Origin of the sequence: Streptomyces sp. AV19, from assembly GCF_015999245.1 — a bacterium.
Classification (GTDB): domain Bacteria; phylum Actinomycetota; class Actinomycetes; order Streptomycetales; family Streptomycetaceae; genus Streptomyces.
In genome coordinates this window covers 167,620-191,605 of record NZ_JAEAMR010000010.1, presented here as the reverse complement: position 1 = coordinate 191,605, position 23,986 = coordinate 167,620, and the positions used below count along the sequence as shown (strand labels likewise).

Genomic DNA, 23,986 nt, shown 5'->3' with positions numbered 1-23,986 from the left:
CGCGCGGCGCGGGTTCCATCATAGGCCGCGGGTACGACGGAGCGTCAGCTGTCGAACTTCATCAGCAGGCCGAGCACCACGATGCAGGCGAACCACAGCAGGCCCACCACGATGGTGATCCGGTCGAGGTTGCGCTCGGCGACCGAGGAGCCGCCGACGGAGGACTGCATACCGCCGCCGAACATGTCGGACAGGCCGCCGCCCTTCCCCTTGTGCATGAGCACCAGCATCATCATCAGCAGGCTGAAGACGATGAGGGCGATCGAGAACCCCATGACCACGGCTGGACCAACTCTCTCGGACTGTCACGGACAGGTCAGGACGTTAACAACGTTAACGCTGCGGGGCCGGGTGGCGCGTTCGCGCCGGTCCCGGCCCCGACAGGGTACGACGGGCGGGGCCCGTCGTCATAGTTGCTACTGGTCGCGGAAGCGGACGATCTTGACGAACTCGTCCGCGTCCAGCGCGGCCCCGCCGATCAGGGCGCCGTCCACGTCCGGCTGCGCCATGATCGCGGCGACGTTGCCCGACTTGACCGAGCCGCCGTACTGGATGCGGACCTTGTCGGCCAGCTCCTGGCTGTAGAGCTCGGCCAGGCGGCCACGGATCGCCCCGCAGACCTCCTGCGCGTCCTCGGGGGTGGCGACCTCGCCGGTGCCGATGGCCCAGACGGGCTCGTAGGCGATGACGATGGTCTCGGCCTGCTCGGCCGGGACGTCCTTCAGGGCGCCGTCCAGCTGGGCCAGGGTGTAGGCGACCTGGTTGCCGGCCTTGCGGACGTCCAGGCCCTCGCCGACGCAGAGGATCGGGGTCACGCCGTGCTTGAAGGCGGCCTTCACCTTGGCGTTGCAGAGCTCGTCCGACTCGCCGTGGTACTGGCGGCGCTCGGAGTGGCCCACCGCCACGTAGGAGCAGCGGAACTTGGCGAGCATCGCGCCGGAGATCTCACCGGTGTACGCGCCGGAGTCGTGCGCCGAGATGTCCTGGGCGCCGAACTTGATCTTGAGCTTGTCGCCGTCGACCAGCGTCTGCACCGAGCGCAGGTCGGTGAACGGCGGCAGTACGGCGACCTCGACCGACTCGAAGTCCTTCTCCGTGAGGGAGAAGGCGAGCTTCTGGACGTGGGTGATGGCCTCCAGGTGGTTGAGGTTCATCTTCCAGTTGCCCGCCATCAGCGGGGTACGTGCACTCACGGTTTTTCAGTCCTCCAGTGCGGCGAGGCCGGGGAGCGTCTTGCCCTCGAGGTATTCGAGGCTGGCGCCGCCACCGGTCGAGATGTGGCCGAAAGCGTTTTCGTCGAAGCCCAGGGTGCGCACGGCGGCGGCGGAGTCGCCACCACCGACGACGGTGAAGCCCGGCGAGTCGAGCAGGGCCTGGGCGACGGCCTTGGTGCCGTTCGCGTAATCGGGGTGCTCGAAGACGCCCATCGGGCCGTTCCAGAAGACCGTTCCGGCGTCGGCGAGCTTCGAGGCGTACAGCTCACGGGTCTTGGGGCCGATGTCCAGGCCCTCCTTGTCCGCCGGGATGGCGTCCGAGGAGACGGTGTCCGGGTTGGCCGGGGCCTTGGTCTTCAGGTCCGGGAAGTCGGCGGAGACCAGGACGTCCACGGGGAGGACGAACTCCACGCCGCGCTTCTCGGCCTCGGCCAGGTACTCCAGGCACGTGGCCTTCTGGTCCTCCTGGAGCAGCGAGATGCCGACCTCGTGGCCCTTGGCGGCCAGGAAGGTGTACGACATGCCGCCGCCGATGAGGATGCGGTCGGCCTTCTTCAGCAGGTTGTCGATGACACCCAGCTTGTCGGAGACCTTGGCACCGCCCAGCACGACCACGTACGGCCGCCGGACCTCGTCGGTGAGCTTCTTCAGGACGCCGACCTCGGTGGCGATCAGGTCGCCGGCGGCGTGCGGAAGGCGCTTGGGGAGGTCGAAGACCGAGGCGTGCTTGCGGTGCACGGCACCGAAGCCGTCGCCGACGTAGAGGTCGGCCAGCGCCGCGAGGGCGTCGGCGAAGGCGCCGCGCTCCGCGTCGTCCTTGCTGGTCTCGCCCGCGTTGAAACGGAGGTTCTCCAGCAGCGTGACCTCGCCGTTCGCCAGGGCGGCGACGGTGGCCTTCGCGCTGTCGCCGACCGTGTCGGTGGCGAACGAGACGTTCTTGCCCAGGACCTCGCCGAGCCGCTTCGCGGCCGGGGCCAGGGAGAACTGCGGGTCCGGGGCGCCCTTGGGACGGCCCAGGTGGGAGGCGACGATCACCTTGGCGCCCGCCTCGGCGAGCTTGGCGATGGTCGGCGCGACGGCGCGGATGCGGCCGTCGTCGGTGATGGTCGTGCCCTCCAGGGGAACGTTGAGGTCGGCGCGGACGAAGATCCGCCTGCCCTCGACGCCGCCCTCGATGAGTTCGTCGATCGTCTTCATACGGTGACTCCGGTGACTTCCGTGAGTATCAGCCATGCGACGGGGCCCGTACGGCGCGCCAGTGCGTCGTACGAGCCCCGTCCCTTACATCGCTCGGATCAGAGCTGGCCGCCGACGAAGACGGTCAGATCCACCAGGCGGTTGGAGTAGCCCCACTCATTGTCGTACCAGCCGACGACCTTGACCTGCGTGCCCTGGACCATCGTCAGCTTGGAGTCGAAGGTGCAGGAGGCCGGCCAGTTGACGATGTCGGAGGAGACGATCGGGTCCTCGGTGTACTCGAGGACGCCCTTGAGCTGACCCTCGGCGGCCTTCTGGAAGGCGGCGTTGATCTCTTCCTTGGTGGTCTCGCGGTCGAGCTCCAGGACGAGGTCGGTGACCGAGCCGGTCGGGACCGGGACGCGCATGGCGATGCCGTCCAGCTTGCCCTTGAGCTGTGGGAGGACCAGGGCGGTGGCCTTGGCGGCACCCGTCGAGGTCGGGATGATGTTCTCCGCGGCGGCGCGGGCGCGGCGCAGGTCGGAGTGCGGGAAGTCCAGGATGCGCTGGTCGTTGGTGTACGCGTGGACCGTCGTCATCATGCCCTTGACGATGCCGAAGTTCTCGTCGAGGACCTTGGCCATCGGCGCCACGCAGTTGGTGGTGCAGGAGGCGTTGGAGATGACGTGGTGGTTGGCCGCGTCGTACTTGTCCTGGTTGACGCCCATCACGATGGTGATGTCCTCGCCCTTGGCGGGCGCGGAGATCAGGACCTTCTTGGCGCCGGCGGCGAGGTGCTTGGCCGCGTCCTCGCGCTTGGTGAAGATGCCGGTGGACTCGATGACGATGTCGGCGCCCAGCTCGCCCCAGGGCAGGTTGGCGGGGTCGCGCTCGGCCATCGTCTTGAACGTCATGTCACCGACGGTGATCGTGTCGTCGGTGTGGCTGACGTCCTGCTTCAGGCGACCGAGGATGCTGTCGTACTTCAGCAGGTGCACCAGGGTGGCATTGTCGGTCAGGTCGTTGACACCGACGATCTCGATGTCCGCACCCTGCTCCAGGAGCGCACGGAAGTAATTGCGACCGATACGGCCAAAGCCGTTGATGCCTACGCGGATCGTCACGAACCGATCTCCTCGTTGGTGTGCCGGTCTGTCCGCCGGCGGCTGTATGGGATGTCCCCGACCACCACCGACCCTACCTCCAACCGGCGATGTACGTGACATTGGAGGCCCCCCTGGTCAAGAGGGGGACACTGTGGCGTCAGACACGCAAAATGTGCAGGGCCGCGCTCAGAAGAGCCGCGCGCTCCCGCACCCCGCGCACATGCTCCAGCCCGAAGCCGAACAGCACGGTGTCACCGGTGGTGACGGCGGCCGACGAGTGGTAAAGGGCCTTGGAGGCGGCCCAGTCACCGGAGTTGCCGGGACTGCCGGTCGGCGGGCCGGAAACCGTCCACGGGCCGAGCGAGCGGGCGTCGAAGCCCTCGGTGTCCTTGACGGCGCCGCCCGCGGTGACGGTGGCGTCGTCGACGAAGACGCCGGGCCCGCCGGAGCCGCCGTCGGTGACGTAGGAGACCGAGACCTCCGCCTTCTTCCCGGCGTGCGCGCTCAGGTCGAAGGACGCGCGGTGCCAGCCCTGGGAGGAACCGGTGAAGCGGTGCCAGGCGCCGGTGGTGCCGTGCGCCGAGCAGGACCCGTCACGCAGGGTGAGGTAGTGCCGGAGGAAGGGGTGCAGGGTGAGGTACGAGCTCTCGGCGCAGTCCGCGGGGACCTCGGCGCTGGTGCCGCCGTTCGCGTCCGGCAGCGTGGTCCAGTCGTCCCCGCCGGCGGTGCGGATCTCGACGATGGCGTTGTCGAAGCCCTTCTCGGTCTCGTGGCTGATCTGGAAACCGAGCGCGGGCCTGTCCGCGGCGCGGACACCGGTGAGGTCGATGCTCCGCGTCAGACGCATCCAGGCCCGGTCCTTGTGCCGGGCGGCGGCCATCCCGTCGCCGGCGTACGGCTCGAAGGCGGTGCGCAGGCCCGGGTAGTCGCCGGCGCCGCGGCTGCGGAACTGCGGGAAGCGGTCCGCGGGGAGCACGTCGGAGGTGGTGACGAAGGACCCTGCGGTGTCCAGCGGGCTGCCGGGGGCGTCGGCCAGGTCGGCGCGGACGCCGGCGAGCGGGCCGGTGCCGGTGAACTGCCGCGGGTGCGCGAGCGCGGTGCGGCCGTGGGCGCCCAGGTAGTACTGGGCGAAGTCGTCGGTGTCGGCCTCGCCGACGCGCGCCGCGCCGCCCGCCTCCGGGCCCAGGGCGACGAGCTTCCCGCCCTCGTTGAGGTAGTCGCGGACGGCCAACAGGGTGGCGCCGCCGGGCCGGTTGCCGCCCGAGTACCAGACGGCGGACCTGAAGTGGCGCAGTACGCCCAGCGGATGGGGCGCGCCCTGCCGTGCGACGTCCCAGACGACGGCCCGGTGTCCGGCGCGGTCGAGCGCCTCGGTGTACGCGGCGAGCCTGCGGGCCGGGTCGGTTCCGCCCTCGTCGGCGATGACCAGGGTGTCGGCGACGGGCCGGTGCCAGACGGTGTAGGTGAAGGGCTCGCTGCGTGTGGTGCCGCCGCCGGGGGTGCGGCCGGTGAACCACACCTGCACCCTGGCGCCTTCGCGGGCGCCGCGGACCGTGCCGCGGTACTGGTCGAAGCGGATGTTGTCGTGTCCGCCGTAACGCTTGCCGCCGCGCCAGGGGGTGAGCGGCACGGTGCGCGTCTTCCCGCCGTCGATGCGGTAGTTGAGGCGCTTGTCGGCCAGGCTCTTGCGGGCGGTGACGGCGACGGGCTGGCCGGCGCCGCGGGCGAAGGAGTCGGTGAAGGCGTCCGGGGTGAAGTCCGGTGCCGTCATCCCGACGGCCGAGGACGGGCGGTCGGCGTGGGCCGCGCTCTCCGCGACGGAGAGGGCGAAGGGGATGTTCTTGGTGAACTCCGCCCGGATCAGCTTCTCGTCGTCCGGAAAGCCGAAGCCGGAGAGGCAGTCGGCGGGGTCCCAGCGGTCCGAGGTGTCGGCGCGCGAGACCGTCTGGCACGTCGACATCTCGGGGGTGAACATCATCGTCCCGTTGGCGTTGGCCGCGTGGCCGTCGGCCTCCCCGTTGGTGGTGTACAGCTCCGAGGAGACCTGGGGCCGGTAGCCGGGGACCGCCGGCTTCTCCGGGGTACCGGCCAGCGCCCGGTAGAGGACGTCGTCCGGGGTGGGGGTGGCGACCTGCCAGCCGACGCCGTAGAGCAACAGCTCGGCGGCGGAGTGGTAGTTGATGGCGTAGGTGAAGCGCATCCGCTTCTCGAACGCGTCGAGCGCCCGGGTCTCCGGCTCGGAGGCGGGGCCCTTGCCGCGGTAGGTCTCGGAGGCCGGGTCGGCGGACGAACCCTCGTTGTCGTAGCCCCACTTGTAGGGGAAGTTGCGGTTGAGGTCGACGCCGTCGCCGGGGGCGGTTTTCCCGTCGCCGTTGTTGTCGCGCAGGTTCTTGCGCCAGAGCCGGGTGCTCGGGCTCTTGAAGGTGTGGTCGTAGCCGTCGGGGTTGGCGGAGAGCAGGAACCACAGCTCGGTGCTGTCGACGATCCTGGTGATCCGCTGGTCCTTGCCGTAGTTGTCGAGGTAGTGGTGCATCAGCCGGCGGGTCATCTCCGGCGTGATCCACTCGCGGGCGTGCTGGTTGGACATGTAGAGCACGGCGGGCTTCGAGCCGTCGCGGGTGCGGCTCGCGTTCTTGCCGATCTTGACGGCCAGCATGTCCTGGCCGCGCAGGCTCTTGCCGATGCTGACGACCTTGGTGAGCCCGGGGTGCGCGAGGCCGGTGTCGATGATCTCCCGCTGGAGCCCGCCCTTGCCGCTGTAGGGGCGGAAGACGCCGTCGCCGGTCCTGGTGAGGCGCTCGCGGGTGCGCTGGGAGATGCGCCGTTCGGTGAGCTCGACGCCCTGGGCGCGCAGTTCGCCGGCCTGCCGGCCGGTGAGGTAGAGCTCGACCGGCGCCGCCTTGCCCGCGGCGGGCGGGCGGCCCAGTTCGTGCCCGTCGACGCCCGCCCTGAGCAGGAGCGGCATCTGGGCCGCGGTGACCTCGGCGTCCCAGACCCTGACCGCGTCGGAGGCGGCCGGGGTGGCCTGCGCGTCCGGCCGCGCGTGTGCGAAGGGTGCCGCGGTCACGCCGCCGGCCAGCAGCGAAGCCGCAACGAGGATCGCTCTCGTCCTGCGTCTCATGAACCCCCCATGCCTTGTCCGTCCCGTGCGATGACGGACGCAAGGCTTGCGATGGCCCATGACCATGTCAATAGGGCGGGGTCCCAACCGGCCGGACGCCGGGGGCGGTTCACCCTGTCGGCCCACCCCGTCGGCGTCCCGTACGGGTGACGTCAGCCGGCCATGTCCTTGACCATGCCGGCGACGACGTCCTCGGGGAGGTCGGCCAGATCCGAGAGGTTGGACTCGGTGCCGGGGATGCCGAGGTCCTGGGCGCGCTTGTCGGCCATGGCGAGCAGGCGGCGGATCCGGCCGGCGACGGCGTCCTTGGTCAGCGGCGGGTCGGCCAGGGCGCCGAGCTCCTCCAGCGAGGCCTGCTTGTGCTCCATGCGCAGCCGGCCGGCGGCGGCGAGGTGCTCGGGCACCTCCTCGCCGAGGATCTCCAGGGCCCGCTGGACCCGGGCCCCGGCCGCGACGGCGGCGCGGGCCGAACGGCGCAGATTGGCGTCGTCGAAATTGGCCAGCCGGTTGGCGGTGGCGCGCACCTCGCGGCGCATCCGCCGCTCCTCCCACGCCAGCACCGACTCGTGGGCGCCGAGGCGGGTGAGCAGGGCGCCGATGGCGTCGCCGTCGCGGACGACGACGCGGTCCACCCCGCGCACCTCGCGGGCCTTGGCCGCGATCTGCAGCCGGCGGGCCGCGCCCACCAGGGCGAGCGCCGCCTCGGGGCCGGGGCAGGTGACCTCCAGGGAGGAGGAGCGGCCGGGCTCGGTCAGCGAGCCGTGCGCCAGGAAGGCGCCCCGCCAGGCGGCCTCCGCGTCGCAGGTGGCGCCGGAGACGACCTGCGGGGGCAGCCCGCGGATCGGCCGGCCGCGGCCGTCGACCAGGCCGGTCTGCCGGGCCAGCTGGTCACCGCCCGCCACCACCCGCACCACGTACCGGCTGCCGCGGCGCAGCCCGCCGGGGGCCATCACCACCAGGTCGGACGCGTGCCCGAAGATCTCCAGGATGTCCTTGCGCAGCCGCCGGGCGGCGATCCCGGTGTCCAGCTCCGCCTCGATCACGATGCGGCCGCTGACGAGGTGCAGCCCGCCGGCGAACCGCAGGATCGCCGAGACCTCCGCCTTCCTGCAGCAGGTCCGGGTGACGGGGAGCCGGGAGATCTCGTCCTTCACCGCTGCCGTCATCGCCATGGGCCGATCCTTCCATGCATCCGAAAAATACGGTCGTACGCGGCGGCCAGCAGTTCCGGATCGTGCGTAGCGGAACTCCCCTGCGCGGCGACCGGCGCCAGCTCGACCGTCCCGCCGAGCCGCTTGGCGGCGTCGCGCAGGCTCTCGCGGTCGGGCACGGCGGCCTCGTCGGCCAGCACCACGTCCAGGGCGAGTTTAGGGGCGTGTCGGGCCAAAACCTCCAAATGACGCTGCGGGGAGAAGCCCTCTGTTTCGCCGGGCTGGGGAGCGAGGTTCAGCGAGAGGACCCGGCGGGCCTTGGTTTCCTGGAGCGCGTCGAGCAGCTCGGGGACGAGCAGGTGCGGGATGACCGAGGAGAACCAGGAGCCCGGGCCGAGCACCACCCAGTCCGCGTCGAGGACCGCCTCGACGGCCTCGGGGACGGCGGGCGGGTCCTCCGGGACCACGTGCACGGACTGCACCTCGCCGGGGGTGAGGGCGACGGTGGCCTGGCCGCGGACCGTGGTGACGGCGTCGGGCTCGGCCGGGTCGTGCCCGCGCACCAGCGCCTGGAGCTCGAGGGGGACGGCGGACATGGGCAGCACCCGGCCGTGCGCGCCGAGCAGCTTGCCGACCAGGTCGAGGGCCTGGACGTGGTCGCCCAGTTGCTCCCAGAGGGCGACGATGAGCAGGTTGCCGACGGCGTGGCCGTGCATGTCGCCGCGGCTCTCGAAGCGGTGCTGGATGACGCGGGCCCAGGTCTGGCCCCAGTCGTCGTCGCCGCACAGGGCGGCCAGCGCCTTGCGCAGGTCGCCGGGGGGCAGCACGCCGAGCTCGTCGCGGAGGCGGCCGCTGGAGCCGCCGTCGTCGGCGACGGTGACGACGGCCGTCAGGTCGCCGGTGATGCGGCGCAGCGCGGCGAGCGAGGCGGACAGCCCGTGGCCGCCGCCGAGGGCGACGACCTTGGGCTGGGTGCGGCGCCGGTGGCTCCGCGCGGCGCCGCGCGCGCCGGGGACGAGCCGGCGCACGCGGCGCATCCGGAAGCTGCGGCCGGTCACTCGCGCCCCATGTCCCGGTGGACGACGACGGTCTCGACACCCTCCGAGACGAGGCGGTGGGCGAGCTTCTCGGACATGGCGACCGAGCGGTGCTTGCCGCCGGTGCAGCCGACGGCGATGGTCACGTAGCGCTTGCCCTCGCGGCGGTAGCCGGCGGCGATGAGCTGGAGGAGCTCGGTGTAGCGGTCGAGGAACTCCTTGGCGCCGGGCTGGTTGAAGACGTAGCCCGAGACCTCCTCGTTGAGGCCGGTGAAGGGGCGCAGCTCCGGGACCCAGTGCGGGTTGGGCAGGAAGCGGCAGTCCACGACGAGGTCGGCGTCGACCGGGAGGCCGTACTTGTAGCCGAAGGACATGACGGTGGCGCGGAGCTCGGGCTCCTCCTCGCCGGCGAACTGGGCGTCCATCTTGGCGCGCAGCTCGTGGACGTTGAGGCTGGAGGTGTCGATGACCAGGTCGGCGTCGCCGCGCAGCTCGCGCAGCAGGTCGCGCTCGGCGGCGATGCCGTCGACGATGCGCCCGGAGCCCTGGAGGGGGTGCGGGCGGCGCACGGACTCGAAGCGGCGCACCAGCGCGTCGTCGGAGGCCTCCAGGAAGATCACGCGCCGCTTGACCTTCTTGGCGGCCAGGTCGGCGAGGGACTCGCGGAGGTTGTCGAAGAAGCGCCGGCCGCGGACGTCGACGACCACGGCGATGCGGGCCACGTTGCCCTGGGAGCGGGCGCCGAGGTCGACCATGGTGGGGATGAGGGCGGGCGGCAGGTTGTCCACGACGAACCAGCCGAGGTCCTCCAGGCACTTGGCGGCGGTGCTGCGGCCCGCCCCCGACATGCCGGAGATGATCACCAGCTCGGGGATGCCCGCGGCCTCGCCCGTCGTGTCCGCCGTCGTGCCCGTACTCACCTGTGCTCCGTCGCGCTCGCTGTCGTTCATGAGATGTCCCCCGTTCTGCCGGCGGGGCCGTGGTCGCGGCCCCGGCCGTCCGGCCTTCCTTCGGATCTGCCTCTGATCTTCGCAGGGAAGGGAGGCGGCACCGTGTCCGCGCGCGCCGGGGGCGGCTCCCCGGTCCTCGCGGCGGTCCGCGCGGCCGTCTCCATCATCCCTCGTTCCCGTCCAGGATCTCGCCCGTCGCGGTGTTGACCGCGGGCACGGGCGGGGCGCTCGCGGCGAGGGCCGCGGCGACGGACTCGGCGGTCCTGCGGCCGACGCCGGGGACCTCGCAGAGCTGCTCGACGGTGGCCGCCCGCAGCTTCTTCACCGAGCCGAAGTGCTTGAGCAGCGCCCGCTTGCGGGTCTCGCCGAGGCCGGCGACCGCGTCGAGCGGCGACGCCCGCATCGTCCTCGTCCGCTTGCCACGCTGGTAGGCGATGGCGAAGCGGTGCGCCTCGTCGCGGACGCGCTGGAGCAGGTAGAGGCCCTCGCTGGTGCGCGGCAGGACGACCGGGTCGTCGTCGTCCGGCAGCCAGACCTCCTCCAGGCGCTTGGCCAGGCCGCAGACCGCCACGTCCGCGACGCCGAGCTCGTCGAGGGCGCGGCGGGCGGCGGCCACCTGGGGCTGCCCGCCGTCCACGACGAGGAGCTGCGGCGGGTAGGCGAAGCGCTTGGGGCGGCCGTTGTCGTCGCGGCCGGAGTCCTCCGGGACGTCCTCTCCGTCGAGCTCCCACTCGCCGGTCTTCTGCTTCTCCGCCAGGTAACGGCGGAAGCGGCGGGAGACGACCTCGTGCATGGCGCGGACGTCGTCCTGGCCCTCGAAGGTCTTGATCTGGAAGCGGCGGTACTCGCTCTTGCGGGCCAGGCCGTCCTCGAAGACGACCATGGAGGCCACCACGTCCTGCCCCTGGAGATGGGAGACGTCGAAGCACTCGATGCGCAGCGGCGCCGAGTCCAGGCCGAGGGCCTCGGCGATCTCCTCCAGGGCGCGGGAGCGGGTGGTGAGGTCGGAGGCGCGTTTGGTCTTGTGCAGCGCGAGCGCCTGCTGGGCGTTGCGCTGGACGGTGGCCATCAGGTCCTTCTTGTCGCCGCGCTGGGGGATCCGCAGGTCGACCCGGGAGCCGCGGCGCCCGGCGAGCCATTCCGCGACGGGCTCCACGGGGTCGGGCAGGGCGGGGACGAGGACCTCCTTGGGGACGGCGTCGCCGCTCTCCTCGCCGTAGAGCTGCTGGAGGGCGTGCTCGACGAGACCGGCCGTGCCGACCTCCTCGACCTTGTCGGTCACCCAGCCGCGCTGGCCGCGCACCCGGCCGCCGCGCACGTGGAAGATCTGCACGGCCGCTTCGAGTTCGTCCTCGGCGACCGCGATCAGGTCGGCGTCGGTGGCGTCGGCGAGGACGACGGCGTTCTTCTCCAGGGCGCGCTTGAGCGCCACCACGTCGTCGCGCAGCCGGGCGGCCTTCTCGTACTCCATCTCCTCGGCCGCATCCTGCATCCCCTTCTCCAGACGGCGGATGTACGCTCCGGTACGTCCGGCCATGAAGTCGCAGAATTCCTCGGCCAGTTCGCGGTGCTCCTCGGGGGTGACGCGGCCGACGCAGGGGGCGGAGCACTTGCCGATGTAGCCCAGCAGGCAGGGGCGGCCTATCTGGGCGGAGCGCTTGAACACCCCGGCGGAGCAGGTGCGCACGGGGAAGACGCGCAGCATCAGGTCGACCGTCTCGCGGATCGCCCAGGCGTGCCCGTAGGGGCCGAAGTAGCGCACGCCCTTCTTCTTCGCGCCGCGCATGACCTGGACGCGGGGGAACTCCTCGTTCAGCGTGACCGCGAGGTACGGATAGCTCTTGTCGTCGCGGTACTTCACGTTGAAGCGGGGGTCGTACTCCTTGATCCAGGAGTACTCCAGCTGCAGCGCCTCGACCTCGGTGCCGACCACGGTCCACTCCACGGAGGCGGCCGTGGTGACCATGGTGCGGGTGCGCGGGTGCAGGCCGGCCAGGTCCTGGAAGTACGACGAGAGGCGCTGGCGCAGGCTCTTCGCCTTCCCGACGTAGATCACCCGGCCGTGCTCGTCGCGGAACTTGTAGACCCCCGGCGAGTCGGGGATCTGCCCCGCCTTGGGGCGGTAGCTGCTGGGGTCGGCCATGTCATCAACCCTACTTGCGGGCACTGACAACGGGGGCCGCGGCGGGACGGCCCCGGCCCCCGCGCGTGGAGGTGCGCAGGGGCCGGGGCGAGCGGGACGGTGCGTGGGTGTGGGGGGTGTCCGGTGCCGTCGGGTCAGCGGCGCCGGAGCCTGCGCACCGCCACGGTGGTGAGGCCGAGACCGAGGGCCGCGCCCCCGGCCGAGGCGGCCACGGTGGTGGTCGAAACGCCGGAGGACGACGAGGAGCCCGCGGGCTCGGCCGCCAGCGGTTCGTCGGCCGCCTTGGCGCCCTCGGCGTAGCCGCCGGCCGTGCCCTTCTTCGCGTACGCGGAGCCGGGCAGCTTGTCGCCGTACGCCTTGTGGACGCGGTCCCGGTAGGCGTCGAGCGTGGTGCCGTTCCTGCCCACGGCGTTCACGGCGTCGGCGTTGAGCGGCAGGACGCGGTCGCCGCGCTGGACGTACCAGGCGTTGATCTGCGGCTCGCGGAAGACCGTGCCGCCGGCGAGCTTCTTCGCGCCCTCGGCCGCGTAGCGCGTCTCGTCGTCGCCACTGGCGATGTTGACGACCTTCCAGCTGCCGCCGGAGGCGGCGGCCCACACGGACGCCTTCTGGCCGTCGGCCGAGACGGCCTTGCTGGCCGCGTAGTCGAAGTCGGCGACGGGGGCGGCCTTCTTGCCCGCCACGAACTCGGGCGAGAGCGAGTAGACCGGCACGGTCGCGCCCTCGATCCGGGGCTTGGCCTTCGACTTGGCCGCCGGGGCGGCCGCCGCCCCGCCCGCCGCGTCGTCGCGGTGGTCGTCGCGGCCGAAGAAGCGCGACAGCGTGTCGAGCGTCCCGGCGGACGTGGTCGCGTCCCGGGCGGCGGCGACATCGGCGGCGGACGGCCGGTCGGGCGCGGCCGGGGACTGCGCGGCGTGGGCGAGCGGGGCGAGACCGGCCAGGGCGGCGGTCAGGGCGCCCGCGGCCGCGAGGCGGGCCGCGGTGCGGCGGGTGGTGTTCTCGGTCATCGGGTCACCCGCCGATCCGGTAGAGCGAATGCGTCCAGGCGAACCGGTTGTTGTTCACGTACCAGTCGTGGCTCGCCCAGTTGTAGCGGTTGCTGGTCTTCCACGGGTCGCCCCAGTAGACCATGTTGTTCGACGTGTCGTAGCCGTAGATCACCTGCATGTGGCCGCCGCCGGACTTCCAGCCGATGCGGGTCTCGATGGGCCGGTTGGCGTTGATCTCGCTCTGCACGGTCGCGTAGCGCAGCCAGCCGTTCACGTAGGAACCGGAGTTGATCCGGGCCCAGCGCAGGGCGTTCTGCACGTTGCCCAGCGTGGCCTGGTTGTTGGGGCAGGCGGTGCCCTGCTGCCGGTTGAAGGCCGCGTTGCAGAACTGGTTCTGGCTGTACTTGCGGCCGTACCAGGTGGCGATGGTGTTGCCGGAGCCGGCCCAGCACCAGTTGGTCTTCTCCTGGGCCTGCATGGTGATGTTCAGCTTCTTCGCGGCGCGCAGCGGCTTCTTGGCCGGTGCGGGGGCCGCGGAGGCCGTGGCGGCGGGAAGTGCCACCAGTGTCGCGGCCGCCAGGGCCGCGGCTGTCAGCCGGGCGCCGCGTATGCGGCGTTCGCCGGATATGGGAGGTCTGTCGGTTCGTGCCGAGGCACGGGGCATGGTGTTTTCTCCCGTGACGGTGGGGGGTTGGACGGTGGGGGCGTCCGGACGCTGGTCAGGAGCATCGGATGTTGTCGGGGGCTGGTCAACCGGCTTGAATGCTGGGTGAGACGGCGAAGTGAACGGCTCCCGGCGGTTGTGAACGCCCCGCACCCCTGTCAGGTGGAACGCGGCGCTCCGCCCCGGAACGGTTCCGTTCACTCCGGGGTGAATATTCACAGGAGGCAGCGGACGGTATGGCACGGACCAGCACACGGGTGGGCGAGACCGAGCTCGCGCAGGCACTGCGCTCCGGCCCCTTCCATCTGGCGCTGCGCACGGCGCTGTCGGCGCGCGGCCTCGCGCTGCACCGGGTGCAGCACCGGCTCGCCCAGCGCGGTGTCAACGTCGGGGTGACGAGCCTCAGTTACTGGCAGCAGGGCGCGCGGCGCCCGCGAAGACCGGAGTCACTGCGGGCGGTTCGGCTGCTGGAGGAGATCCTCGATCTGCCCGAGCAGGCGCTCGTCCGGCTGCTCGACACCGCGGACGCCCGGCCGGGCGTCGAACGGCCCGCGGCGCGCGCCTTACGGTCGCTGATGGACGAGTCGCTGGCCGTCGAGCGGCTGCTCGGCGAGCTGGAGGCACCGGCCGACGGCGGACTGCACACCGTCTGCCACCTGGAACGGGTCTCCATAGGCGCCCGGCGCGAACTGCGGGAGCGCGACTCGCACCACGTGGTGCGGGCGCACCGGGACGGGGTGGACCGCTACGTCGCCATCCACTACGGGGACACCGGCTGCGACCCGGCGCGCATCGCCGTCCGGGCCACCGAGAACTGCCGCGTGGGGCGGGTGCGGTGGCACTCCGGCGCGGGTGTCCTGGTCAGCGAGCTGCTCTTCGACACCCGGCTGCGGACCGGCGAGACGTACGTCTTCGGCTACGCCTTCGACGACGGCACCGGCGGCCCGAGCGCCGAGTACGTCCGCGGGTTCAGCTTCGCGGGCGGGCAGTACGTCCTGGAGGTGCGCTTCGACGCGGCCGCGCTCCCGGTGCGCTGCCGCCGCTTCGCCCAGACCTCGGCCGGCGCGCCGCGCAGCGGCCACCAGGAGCTGACGCTCACCGGCCGGCACCGCGGGGTGCACCTGGTGGAGCAGGGGGTGCGGCCGGGGATCGTGGGGATCAACTGGGACTGGTTCTGACCGCTACTGCTTGCTTACGCGCTGTACTGCTCGTTCACGACTGCTCGTTCACGCGCTGGGTCCCGCCACCAGCCTGCCGCCCTTCGCCCGCACCGGCACGGCCGGCAGCGGGTCGCCGGCCGGGCCCTGGAGCACCTTGCCGGTCTTCACGTCGAACCGGCTGCCGTGGCACGGGCAGGCCGCGGCGCCCTCCTCGATCGCCGCCAGGACGCAGCCCGCGTGCGTGCACTCCGCGCTGAACGCCTTGAACTGCCCCTTCGCCGGCTGCGCGACCAGCAGCCGCTCCTCGCGGTAGAGCTTGGCGCCGCCGACCGGGACCTCGCTCGCCGCCCCGAGCTCCACCGGCGCGGTGGGCGTCGAGGAGGCCCTCGCCCCCGTCTTCCCGTCGCAGGCGACCGCGCCGAGCCCGGCGGCACCGGCCAGCGCGGCTCCGCGCAGCACGGTACGGCGGGACGCGCAGCAGGGGACGGGCTGCCGGCTGGTCATGGGGTGCTCCTGGGGGGTGCGACGGCGGCGTACCGCCTGAACTGCTGCGATGTGGGGACGACGATACTGCCGGATGCCACCCGTTCCGAAAGCGCGAGCCCGGCCCGCGTCCGCCCTTCGGGCGGAGTCCTCGAACGCCGGACGGGCTGATTCAGCCCGTCCGGCGCTTGAGGACGAACGCGGCCCAGCCGCGTTGCACCCCGCGCGAAGCGCGCGAGAAACTGGGGGCACCCCCTCCGGGGGAGAAAGGGCGGGGAGGGGCACCCCTGACGCATCAGCCCCGACGCGCCCGCGCCTTCGCCGGAGCCGCCGCCGCCTTCTTCGCAGGCGTCTTCCGCACCCGCTTCGCCGGCGCGGAAGACGCCACCACCGGCAGCATCTCCTTCAGGAACCGCCCGGTGTGACTGGCCGCATGCGCCGCGACATCCTCCGGCGTCCCCTCGGCCACCACCAAGCCGCCCCCGTTGCCGCCCTCCGGGCCCATGTCCACGACCCAGTCGGCCGTCTTGATCACATCGAGGTTGTGCTCGATGACGATCACGGTGTTGCCCTTGTCGACAAGACCCGACAAGACAGCGATCAGCTTGTTGATGTCCTCGAAGTGCAGACCCGTGGTCGGCTCGTCGAGCACGTACACCGTCCGCCCCGTGGACCGCTTCTGCAGCTCGCTCGCCAGCTTCACCCGCTGCGCCTCGCCGCCCGACAACGTGGGCGCGGACTGCCCGAGGCGCACGTACCCGAGGCCCACCTCGTTGAGCGTGCGCAGGTGGCGCGCGATGGTCGGCACGGCCTCGAAGAAGTCGAGCGCCTCCTCGATGGGCATGTCCAGCACCTCGGCGATGGACTTGCCCTTGTAGTGCACCTCCAGGGTCTCGCGGTTGTACCGCGCCCCGTGGCAGACCTCGCACGGCACGTACACGTCCGGCAGGAAGTTCATCTCGATCTTGATCGTGCCGTCGCCGGAGCAGTTCTCGCAGCGGCCGCCCTTGACGTTGAAGGAGAAGCGGCCGGGCAGGTAGCCGCGGACCTTCGCCTCCATCGTCTCCGCGAAGAGCTTGCGGATGTTGTCGAAGACGCCGGTGTACGTGGCCGGGTTGGAGCGCGGCGTGCGGCCGATGGGCGACTGGTCGACGTGGACGACCTTGTCGACCAGGTCGTCGCCGTCGACCCGGGTGTGCCTGCCCGGCACCGTGCGGGCGCCGTTCAGCTCCCGTGCCAGGTGCGTGTAGAGGATGTCGTTGACCAGCGTGGACTTTCCGGAGCCGGAGACGCCCGTCACCGCCGTGAGCACCCCGAGGGGGAAGGACACGTCGATGTCGCGCAGGTTGTTCTCCCGGGCGCCGCGGACGGTCAGCCGGCGCTTGGGATCCACGGGACGGCGCAGCTCGGGCAGGGCGATGGCCCGGCGGCCGGAGAGGTACTGACCGGTCATCGACTCCTCGGTGGAGAGGAGTTCGGCCAGCGGGCCGCTGTGCACGACCTTGCCGCCGTGCTCGCCGGCGCCCGGGCCGATGTCCACGACCCAGTCGGCGACCTTGATGGTGTCCTCGTCGTGCTCGACGACGATCAGGGTGTTGCCCATGTCGCGCAGGCGCACCAGCGTCTCGATGAGGCGGTGGTTGTCGCGCTGGTGCAGGCCGATGGACGGCTCGTCCAGCACGTACAGCACGCCCACCAGGCCGGAGCCGATCTGCGTGGCGAGCCGGATGCGCTGCGCCTCGCCGCCGGACAGCGTGCCCGCGGCGCGGTTGAGCGAGAGGTAGTCCAGGCCGACGTCGACGAGGAACCTCAGCCGCTCGTTGACCTCCTTGAGCACCCGCTCGGCGATCTTCTTCTCGCGGCCGGTCAGCTTCATGCCGCGCAGGAAGTCGGCGCACTCGCTGATGGACATCGCGGAGACGTCCGCGATGGAGCGGTCCTGCACGGTGACGGCGAGCACGATCGGCTTGAGCCGGGTGCCCTCGCAGGTCGGGCAGGGCACCTCGCGCATGAAGCCCTCGAAGCGCTCGCGGCTGGAGTCGCTCTCGGCCTCGGAGTGCCGCCGCTTGACGAACGGCACGGCGCCCTCGAAGGCGGTCGTGTAGGCGCGCTCGCGGCCGTAGCGGTTGCGGTAGCGGACCTCGATCTGGGTCTTGTGCCCGTTCAGCAGGGCCTTCTTGGCGCGCTGCGGCAGCCCGGCCCAGGGGATGTCGGTGCGGAAGCCCAGTTCGCCGGCGAGCGCGGAGACCAGGCGGTGGAAGTAGTCCTTGGTGTGGCCGTGCGACCAGGGGCTGATGGCGCCCTCGTCGAGGCTCTTCTCCGGGTCGGGGACGATGAGTTCGGGGTCGACCTCCATGCGGGTGCCGATGCCGGTGCAGTCCGGGCAGGCGCCGAAGGGCGAGTTGAAGGAGAAGGAGCGCGGCTCCAGCTCCTCGAAGGAGAGGTCGTCGTACGGGCAGTAGAGGTGCTCGGAGTACATCCGCTCGCGCTCGGGGTCGTCCTCGGCGAGATCGACGAAGTCGAGGATGACCATGCCGCCGGAGAGGCCGAGGGCGGTCTCGACCGAGTCCGTCAGGCGGCGCTTGGCGCTGTTCTTGACGGTCAGGCGGTCGACGACCACCTCGATCGTGTGCTTCTCCTGCTTCTTGAGCTTGGGCGGCTCGGAGAGCTGGATCGTCTCCCCGTCGACCCGGGCCCGGCTGTAGCCCTTGGTCTGGAGGTCGGCGAAGAGGTCGACGAACTCGCCCTTGCGCTCGCGCACCAGCGGCGAGAGCACCTGGAAGCGGCTGCCCTCGGGCAGCTCCAGCACCTTGTCGACGATGGCCTGCGGCGACTGCCGGGAGATGGGCCGGCGGCACTCGGGGCAGTGCGGCTTGCCGATCCGGGCGAAGAGCAGCCGCAGGTAGTCGTAGACCTCGGTGATCGTGCCGACCGTCGAGCGCGGGTTGCGCGAGGTCGACTTCTGGTCGATGGACACGGCCGGGGACAGGCCCTCGATGAAGTCCACATCGGGCTTGTCCATCTGGCCCAGGAACTGCCGTGCGTAGGAGGAGAGCGACTCGACGTAACGGCGCTGCCCCTCGGCGAAGATCGTGTCGAAGGCGAGCGAGGACTTGCCCGACCCGGAGAGGCCCGTGAAGACGATGAGCGAGTCACGGGGGAGGTCGAGCGAGACGTTCTTGAGGTTGTGCTCGCGCGCGCCACGGACGATGAGACGGTCAGCCACGCCGGTCGGCACCTTTCGTGTAGAGGAAGGGGGTGCGCCGGCCCCGCCACCGCGGGACGCCACCCGTCCGGGGGCCGTCGCGGGAGCAGAGGTCAGTGCGGAGCGATGCTCCCGACCCCGTCAGGGTACGAGAGCGCTGCGGCCATCTCCCAAGGATGCCGCACTCCGAGCGTATAGCACGCACATTCGATTTACGGCAGGATTCCGCCTCCTTCACCCGAAGGAGTGGCGGCGCTATCGTCGGCCGCATGATTGATCATGAACACGACCTCGCCCTGCTGCGCGAGGCGACGGACCGGCTGACCCGGGCCGTGGAGGCCTTGGCGGAATCCGCCGTCGGCGAGCCCTCCCGGCTGCCCGGCTGGACCCGCGGACACGTGCTCGCCCACCTCGCGCGCAACGCGGACGCATTGGTCAACGTACTCTCCGGACGCCCCATGTACGCGAGCGCCGAGGCCCGCGACGCCGATATCGCCGCCGGTGCGGCGCGCCCCCTCGCCGTCCAGCTCGACGACCTGCGCGCCGGCGCGCGGCTCTTCGACAAAACGGCCGCCCGGCCCGCCGACTGGTCGCGCACCGTCACCCTGCGCAACGGGGTCACGGACAGCGCCTCCCGGGTCCCCTTCCGGCGGCTGATCGAAATCGAGCTGCACCACGTGGACCTCGGGATCGGCTACGAGCTGGAGGCCCTCTCCCCCGAGTTCACCGAGCGCGAGATCGGCTTCCTGACCGACCGGTTCGCCGGGCACCCCGGTCTCCCGGCGCTGGTGATCGCCGACCGGGAGGGGCGCACCTGGCGCACCGGCCGTAAGGACGGTCCCGAGACCCGGATCACGGGCCCCGCCCCCGCCCTGCTGGGCTGGCTCGCCGGCCGGCGCGACGGCTCGGCCCTGGAGTCGGGCGGCGCCCCGGTGCCCGTACCGCCCCCGCTCTGATCCCGCCGCCGGACGCCGCTGTCGTACCGAGGAACTAGGGTGAAGTCATGGCATACACCGGAGCGGTGAAGGTCGGCGGGCCCGCCGACGTACACGAACTGACCGACCTGATGATCTCGAAGGTCGCGGTCGGCCCGATGGACAACAACGCCTATCTGCTGCGCTGCCGCGCCACCGACGAGCAGCTGCTGATCGACGCCGCCGCCGAGCCGCACACGCTGCTCAGCCTGATCGGTGACAGCGGCATCGCCTCCGTGGTCACCACCCACCGCCACGGCGACCACTGGGGCGCCCTGCGCGAGGTGGTGGACGCCACCGGCGCCCGCACCCACGCGGGCAGGGAGGACGCCGAGGGCATCCCGGTGCCCACGGATGTGCTCGTCGACGACGGCGACGTCCTGCGCGTCGGCCGGGTCGAGCTTGTGGCCCGCCACCTGGTGGGCCACACCCCGGGCAGCATCGCGCTGGTCTACGACGACCCGCACGGTCACGCCCATGTGTTCACCGGCGACTGCCTGTTCCCCGGCGGCGTCGGCAACACCCACCAGGACCCGGAGGCGTTCGCCAGCCTCCTCGGCGACGTCGAGAGCAAGCTCTTCGGGCAGCTCCCCGACGAGACCTGGGTCTACCCGGGCCACGGCGCCGACACCACCCTCGGTGCCGAGCGCCCGCACCTCGGGGAGTGGCGCGCCCGCGGCTGGTGAGCCCGGCCCCGTTGTGCGCCCTCGGAGCGGGGGGCGCACAACGGACGGCAGCAATCGTCCCTCCACGCCCCCGTGAGCGCTTCCACGCGCCCCGTTTCCCCATCGGCGACGGGAAGTTGGACGGTACATGCACCATGACCGTCCTCCGGCCATGCTCCGTGTGGCGGCCGCCTCCCTCGCCGGTACGGCCATCGAGTTCTACGACTTCTTCGCCTACGGCACCGCGGCGGCGCTGGTCCTCGGCCCGCTCTTCTTCCCCACCGTCTCCCCGCTGCTGGGCACCCTCGCGGCCTTCGGGACGTTCAGTGCCGGGTTCGTCGCCCGCCCGCTGGGCTCGGCGCTCTTCGGCCACCTCGGCGACCGCCGGGGCAGGCGGCCCGTCCTCGTCGCGTCCCTGCTGCTGACCGGGCTCGCCACCGTCTGCGTCGGCCTGGTGCCCGACTACTCCGCGATCGGCGCCACCGCCCCGGTGCTCCTGCTCGCGCTGCGCTTCCTCCAGGGGCTCGGGCTCGGCGGCCAGTGGGGCGGCGCGGTCCTGCTGACCGCGGAACACGCCCCGGCGCACCGCCGCGCGCTCTGGGCGAGCGTGCCCCAGCTGGGGCCGCCGGTGGGCTTCCTGCTCGCCAACGGCCTCTCCCTGGGGCTCTCCGCGGCCCTCACGGACCAAGAGTTCCGCTCCTGGGGCTGGCGGGTGCCGTTCTGGGCGGCCGGGCTGCTGGCGGTGGCGGGGCTGCTGCTGCGCACCCAGGTCACCGAGAGCCCCGTGTTCCGCGAGCAGGCCGCCGAGGAGGAGCGGGCGCGTCTGCCCCTCGTCGAGGTGGTGCGCGACCACTGGCGGCTCGTCCTGCTCACCGCGGGCGGCCTCTCCGTCGGCTACGCCGTCTTCTACGCGGTCACCACCTGGGCGCTCGCCTACGGCACCGAGCGGTTGGGCCTCGGCCGCACGGTGATGCTGGGCTGTGTGATGACCGCCGTCGCCGTGATGGGGCTCGCCACGCTGCCGCTGGCCCTGATCGGCGACCGGGTCGGCCGACGGACGATGTGCGTGACCGGCTGCGTGGCCACCGTCCTGTGGATGTTCCCGCTGGTGGCGCTGTTGCACACCGGGCGCCCCGCGCTGATGCTGCTGGGCTTCACCGGCGCGATGCTGGCCTTCATGGTCACCTTCGCCGTGGTCGGGGCGTACCTGCCCGAGCTGTACGAGCCGCGGGTGCGCTGCACGGGCGCGAGCGTGGGCTACAACCTGGCGGGCGTCGTGGGCGGCGGCCTCACGCCGGTGGCGGCCACCGCCCTGACCCGGGGCGACGGGCCCCCGTGGGGCATCGCCGTCTTCCTGGTGGCGATCGCCCTGATCAGCCTGGGCTGTTTCCTGCTGCTGCCGGAGACCCGGCCGGTGCCCGCCGCTGCGGGCACCGGGCCCGCGTCAGACCCCGGCATCCTCCCGGGCCCGCGCCTTCTCGGCGGCTTCCAGCTTCCGCGAGGCCCGCAGGCTGGTGAACGTGGTGACCGCCAGCACGGCGCAGATGACGCCCAGCGAGACCGGGATGCTGATCTCGGGAACGGCCACCCCGCTCTCGTGCAGGGCGTGCAGGACCAGCTTGACGCCGATGAAGCCGAGGATCACCGACAGGCCGTACGAGAGGTGGACCAGCTTCCGCAGCAGGCCGCCGATCAGGAAGTACAGCTGGCGCAGGCCCATGAGGGCGAAGGCGTTGGCCGTGAAGACGATGTACGGATCCTGGGTGAGGCCGAAGATCGCCGGAATTGAGTCCAGCGCGAACAGCACGTCGGTGGTGCCGATCGCCAGCATCACGATCAGCATCGGGGTCATCAGCCGACGGCCGTTCTCCACGATGAAGAGCCGGGTGCCGTGGTACCGGTCGGTGGAGGGGAAGCGCCGCTCGATCGTCTTGAGGAAGCGATTCTCCTCGTACTCCTCCTCCTGCTCGCCCGAGCGCGCCTCCTGGATGAGCTTCCAGGCGGTCCAGATCAGGAAGGCGCCGAAGAGGTAGAAGATCCAGGAGAAGTTGGCGATGATCGCCGCGCCCGCGCCGATGAAGCCGGCCCGCAGGACCAGGGCGATCAGCACGCCCACCATCAGCACGCGCTGCTGGTAGATGGAGGGCACCGAGAACTTCGCCATGATCAGGACGAAGACGAAGAGGTTGTCGACGCTCAGCGACTTCTCGGTGATGTAGCCCGCGAAGAACTCGCCCGCCGGCTGCCCGCCGCCCAGGAACAGCAGCCCCAGCCCGAAGAGCGCGGCCAGGACGATCCAGACCACCGTCCAGGTCCCGGCCTCCTTGAGGGAGACCTCGTGGGGTTTGCGGCCGCCGATGAAGAAATCGGCGGCCACCAGGGCGCACAGACCGAGAACGGTCAGCAGCCACATCGTCAGGGAGACGTCCAAGGGGTCCTCCGGCACGTCGTACGGCAACTTCCAGCGTCGTCGCTGCCGGAGGCGTGCGCTTCCCGAACGGGCGCGGCACGGACGCCTCCGTACCGAAGACCGTACAGGAAGACCCAAGAAAAGGTAAAGGAAAGGCCAAGTCCCCTGTTCATACGGGTTCGGACGGGGTTTCGTACGGGTTCGCCGGGCGGCAGGGCCGTCAGAGGCCGTAGGCCCGGCGGGCCTGGCCCACCTGCCACAGCACCTGCCGGACCACGTCGCTCCCCGCGGGGGCCAGCGACGGCTCGTACGTCCACGCGTGCCGGACCCAGGGGTCGGCGAGGTGGTCGTCGGGGACGGGCGTGATGCGCAGCAGGGAGCGCCAGAGCGGGTCGAGCAGCGGGCCAAAGCCCCGGGCGTCCTCCCGGTCCGCCACCATCATCAGGTGCACGCCCACCGAGGGCCCCTCGTCCGCCAGGTAGCGCAGCCGGTTGACCGCGCGGTCGTCGAAGCCGTGCGGGAAGTCGTTGACGATCAGCAGTTGCTCGGCGGTGTCGACGTCGGGCGGCAGGGCGTCGGCGGCCCCGCTGCGGACCGCCATCTGCACCAGGTCGACGCGGCGCGTCAGCTCCGTCAGGACGGCGGTGACACCCTGCGCCCCGGCCGCCGGGGGCCGCGACAGCGCCCCGCACTCCAGCAGCGGGGCGAGCGCGGCGCCGGCCGAGCCCGCCGGGTCGATGACGTGCACGCCGTAGTCGCCGACCGGGTGGACGGCCAGCAGGCGGGCGGCGTGCGCCACCGCGCAGTCCATGGCCAGGCGGCGCAGCTCGGCCGGGTCCGCCCGGCCCGTGCCCGAGCCCGTCGTCCGGCCGCAGTCCACCCACAGACCGCGCTCCAGCGGCAGCCGCACCAGCATGGGGATGCGCAGCCCCCGGCGCTCGGGCAGGTGCAGATCGCCGAGGCGCAGCGCGAGCGGCGTCTCCAGGGGCGCCTGGTAGCCGTGCCAGACGGGGCTGTCCCAGCGGGCGAAGGCGGGCGGCAGGGCGTGCTCGACGACCTCGGCCTCGGCGGTGAGCCGGTCGGCGTCCCGGTCCAGGACGGCGCGGGCCCGGTCGACGAGTCCGTCGCGCTTGGCGCGAGCGGCGGCCCGGGCGGCGTCCGCGGCGGGGCCCACGCGGGTGGCCGGGTCGGCGAGCTGGGCGTCGAGCTCCCGCTCCAGGCGGGACTCGGCGAAGCCGGCCGCGCTGCGGTAGGCGGCGGTGCTGCGGGCGAGGTCCTCGAACATGCCCCACACCTGGTTGTAGAGGCGCTCCTCCAGCGTCCAGCCCGAGGCGTCGCCCGCCACCGGCTCCGCGGGCGCCCCGTCCCCGGCCGGGGGCGCGGCGGGCGGTGGGGGCGGGGGTGCCGCGTGCCGGCCGGGGTGGCGGTAGTCGACGCGCGCCCCGCCCGCCCCGAGGGACGCCGTGGGGGTCAGGGCCCGGTGGCCGGCCCGGTCGTCCGGCCGCTCGTCGGGCGCGGCGGGCCGGCCCCCCCCCCCC

The 23,986-nt window shown here is 72.0% G+C and carries 18 protein-coding genes and 1 pseudogene; 4 read left to right on the top strand and 15 right to left on the bottom strand.

What is annotated here, in order from left to right; translation table 11 throughout:
- Positions 1–44 precede the first annotated feature (44 nt).
- The 11 genes from secG to I5Q34_RS19115 all read right to left on the bottom strand — a co-directional run bounded on the left by secG (position 45) and on the right by I5Q34_RS19115 (position 13,551).
- Positions 45–275, bottom strand: a complete 231-nt coding sequence (gene secG, locus I5Q34_RS19165; protein ID WP_040890769.1) for a preprotein translocase subunit SecG — start codon at positions 273–275, stop codon at positions 45–47.
- Between the two features lie 141 nt (positions 276–416).
- On the bottom strand, positions 417–1,193 hold the full coding sequence (tpiA, locus tag I5Q34_RS19160; protein ID WP_199893551.1) for a triose-phosphate isomerase: 777 nt from the start codon (positions 1,191–1,193) through the stop codon (positions 417–419).
- 6 nt (positions 1,194–1,199) lie between these two features.
- Complete coding sequence (gene pgk, locus I5Q34_RS19155; RefSeq protein WP_199893550.1) at positions 1,200–2,411, bottom strand: phosphoglycerate kinase; 1,212 nt, start codon at positions 2,409–2,411, stop codon at positions 1,200–1,202.
- 98 nt (positions 2,412–2,509) lie between these two features.
- A complete protein-coding gene (gene gap, locus I5Q34_RS19150) occupies positions 2,510–3,514 on the bottom strand; it encodes a type I glyceraldehyde-3-phosphate dehydrogenase (protein ID WP_199893549.1) in 1,005 nt (334 codons plus the stop codon).
- A 139-nt stretch (positions 3,515–3,653) separates the two neighbouring features.
- Positions 3,654–6,617, bottom strand: coding sequence for a M14 family metallopeptidase (locus I5Q34_RS19145; RefSeq protein ID WP_199893548.1), 2,964 nt, complete (start codon positions 6,615–6,617; stop codon positions 3,654–3,656).
- Between the two features lie 152 nt (positions 6,618–6,769).
- The gene (gene whiA / locus I5Q34_RS19140; RefSeq protein ID WP_199893547.1) at positions 6,770–7,789 is read right to left on the bottom strand and encodes a DNA-binding protein WhiA; all 1,020 of its coding nucleotides are present in this window, start codon (positions 7,787–7,789) and stop codon (positions 6,770–6,772) included.
- Positions 7,780–8,826, bottom strand: coding sequence for a uridine diphosphate-N-acetylglucosamine-binding protein YvcK (gene yvcK / locus I5Q34_RS19135; RefSeq protein WP_199893546.1), 1,047 nt, complete (start codon positions 8,824–8,826; stop codon positions 7,780–7,782). Before yvcK ends, whiA begins: the two co-directional genes overlap by 10 nt.
- Complete coding sequence (gene rapZ, locus I5Q34_RS19130) at positions 8,823–9,755, bottom strand: RNase adapter RapZ (protein ID WP_199893545.1); 933 nt, start codon at positions 9,753–9,755, stop codon at positions 8,823–8,825. The genes yvcK and rapZ overlap by 4 nt, the downstream gene beginning before the upstream one ends.
- A gap of 163 nt (positions 9,756–9,918) precedes the next feature.
- Positions 9,919–11,898 carry an excinuclease ABC subunit UvrC gene (uvrC, locus tag I5Q34_RS19125; protein ID WP_199893544.1) on the bottom strand — a complete coding sequence of 660 codons (1,980 nt, stop codon included), beginning with the start codon at positions 11,896–11,898 and terminating at the stop codon, positions 9,919–9,921.
- 134 nt (positions 11,899–12,032) lie between these two features.
- Positions 12,033–12,905 (bottom strand): hypothetical protein, encoded by an 873-nt coding sequence (locus I5Q34_RS19120; RefSeq protein ID WP_199893543.1) that lies wholly within the window; start codon positions 12,903–12,905, stop codon positions 12,033–12,035.
- 4 nt (positions 12,906–12,909) lie between these two features.
- Positions 12,910–13,551 (bottom strand): papain-like cysteine protease family protein, encoded by a 642-nt coding sequence (locus tag I5Q34_RS19115; RefSeq protein ID WP_199893542.1) that lies wholly within the window; start codon positions 13,549–13,551, stop codon positions 12,910–12,912.
- A gap of 236 nt (positions 13,552–13,787) precedes the next feature.
- On the opposite strand from I5Q34_RS19115, the gene I5Q34_RS19110 reads away from it, so the two are divergent.
- Positions 13,788–14,729, top strand: coding sequence for a hypothetical protein (locus tag I5Q34_RS19110; protein WP_199893541.1), 942 nt, complete (start codon positions 13,788–13,790; stop codon positions 14,727–14,729).
- A 48-nt stretch (positions 14,730–14,777) separates the two neighbouring features.
- Here I5Q34_RS19110 and I5Q34_RS19105 read toward each other — a convergent pair whose 3' ends face one another.
- The gene (locus I5Q34_RS19105) at positions 14,778–15,215 is read right to left on the bottom strand and encodes a Rieske (2Fe-2S) protein (RefSeq protein ID WP_199893540.1); all 438 of its coding nucleotides are present in this window, start codon (positions 15,213–15,215) and stop codon (positions 14,778–14,780) included.
- A 274-nt stretch (positions 15,216–15,489) separates the two neighbouring features.
- Positions 15,490–18,420 (bottom strand): excinuclease ABC subunit UvrA, encoded by a 2,931-nt coding sequence (gene uvrA, locus I5Q34_RS19100; protein ID WP_199893539.1) that lies wholly within the window; start codon positions 18,418–18,420, stop codon positions 15,490–15,492.
- Between the two features lie 248 nt (positions 18,421–18,668).
- Between uvrA and I5Q34_RS19095 the strand changes: the two genes are divergently transcribed.
- From I5Q34_RS19095 to I5Q34_RS19085, 3 genes and pseudogenes are all read left to right on the top strand, one after another.
- Positions 18,669–19,355 carry a maleylpyruvate isomerase family mycothiol-dependent enzyme gene (locus I5Q34_RS19095; RefSeq protein WP_199893538.1) on the top strand — a complete coding sequence of 229 codons (687 nt, stop codon included), beginning with the start codon at positions 18,669–18,671 and terminating at the stop codon, positions 19,353–19,355.
- A gap of 47 nt (positions 19,356–19,402) precedes the next feature.
- Entirely contained in the window at positions 19,403–20,059 is a 657-nt protein-coding gene (locus I5Q34_RS19090) for an MBL fold metallo-hydrolase (RefSeq protein WP_199893537.1), read from the top strand.
- A gap of 151 nt (positions 20,060–20,210) precedes the next feature.
- Positions 20,211–21,452: pseudogene (locus tag I5Q34_RS19085) on the top strand (MFS transporter); the annotation flags it as partial.
- Between the two features lie 30 nt (positions 21,453–21,482).
- Here the strand turns inward: I5Q34_RS19085 and I5Q34_RS19080 are convergent.
- Both I5Q34_RS19080 and I5Q34_RS34820 read right to left on the bottom strand, forming a co-directional pair.
- On the bottom strand, positions 21,483–22,469 hold the full coding sequence (locus I5Q34_RS19080; protein WP_199894254.1) for a TerC family protein: 987 nt from the start codon (positions 22,467–22,469) through the stop codon (positions 21,483–21,485).
- A gap of 199 nt (positions 22,470–22,668) precedes the next feature.
- Positions 22,669–23,986: export associated protein (locus I5Q34_RS34820; protein WP_234429145.1), on the bottom strand; the 1,318-nt coding region annotated here is incomplete at its 5' end.

Excerpts from the sequence above, each read along its gene's own strand:
- I5Q34_RS19145 (WP_199893548.1), bottom strand. The coding sequence starts at position 6,617 with ATGAGACGCAGGACGAGAGCGATCCTCGTTGCGGCTTCGCTGCTGGCC.
- pgk (WP_199893550.1), bottom strand. The coding sequence starts at position 2,411 with ATGAAGACGATCGACGAACTCATCGAGGGCGGCGTCGAGGGCAGGCGG.
- secG (WP_040890769.1), bottom strand. The coding sequence starts at position 275 with ATGGGGTTCTCGATCGCCCTCATCGTCTTCAGCCTGCTGATGATGATG.
- I5Q34_RS19090 (WP_199893537.1), top strand. The coding sequence starts at position 19,403 with ATGGCATACACCGGAGCGGTGAAGGTCGGCGGGCCCGCCGACGTACAC.
- rapZ (WP_199893545.1), bottom strand. The coding sequence starts at position 9,755 with ATGAACGACAGCGAGCGCGACGGAGCACAGGTGAGTACGGGCACGACG.
- whiA (WP_199893547.1), bottom strand. The coding sequence starts at position 7,789 with ATGGCGATGACGGCAGCGGTGAAGGACGAGATCTCCCGGCTCCCCGTC.
- I5Q34_RS19105 (WP_199893540.1), bottom strand. The coding sequence starts at position 15,215 with ATGACCAGCCGGCAGCCCGTCCCCTGCTGCGCGTCCCGCCGTACCGTG.
- I5Q34_RS19115 (WP_199893542.1), bottom strand. The coding sequence starts at position 13,551 with ATGCCCCGTGCCTCGGCACGAACCGACAGACCTCCCATATCCGGCGAA.
- I5Q34_RS19110 (WP_199893541.1), top strand. The coding sequence starts at position 13,788 with ATGGCACGGACCAGCACACGGGTGGGCGAGACCGAGCTCGCGCAGGCA.
- I5Q34_RS19095 (WP_199893538.1), top strand. The coding sequence starts at position 18,669 with ATGATTGATCATGAACACGACCTCGCCCTGCTGCGCGAGGCGACGGAC.
- I5Q34_RS19120 (WP_199893543.1), bottom strand. The coding sequence starts at position 12,905 with ATGACCGAGAACACCACCCGCCGCACCGCGGCCCGCCTCGCGGCCGCG.
- uvrC (WP_199893544.1), bottom strand. The coding sequence starts at position 11,898 with ATGGCCGACCCCAGCAGCTACCGCCCCAAGGCGGGGCAGATCCCCGAC.